Annotated in this window: 1 protein-coding gene; it reads left to right on the forward strand. The window is 37.2% G+C overall.

The features are described from left to right. Positions 1-325: hypothetical protein (locus BTA35_RS18175; protein WP_202931336.1), on the forward strand; the 325-nt coding region annotated here is incomplete at its 5' end. Positions 326-379: the final 54 nt, after the last annotated feature.

A 379-nucleotide genomic window follows, 5' to 3' on the forward strand; every position in this document is an offset into this window, starting at 1 on the left:
GGATTATTTTATTGCTCAAATTCAAAAATATATGAACGGCAACGGCACAAACAATAATTCATCAAAACCAGAAGAAAAACCAGTTTTACCACAAACCGAGGAGGAAGATATTATGTTTATTTATGAAAAAAAACAAAAAAACGGAAATGGTACTGACGTGTATTTCGTGTTCGGAAACAAGAGAATGCACTTGCCAACAACGACTCATGTGAAAGAGGCGCAAGACTTGATCGCTCGTTATGGCGGTTCTAAAACCCGTCAAGTGTATGGCAACGATAATTTCGGAGTTGCCATGATTGAAAAAGCAACTGAATTAGTGAAATAGAAAAAGGCCCTCTGCGATTAAGCAGGGGGCTTATTTTTTTGCTAAAAATTCTCA

It is taken from the genome of Oceanospirillum linum, from assembly GCF_001995095.2.
GTDB lineage: Bacteria > Pseudomonadota > Gammaproteobacteria > Pseudomonadales > Halomonadaceae > Oceanospirillum > Oceanospirillum linum.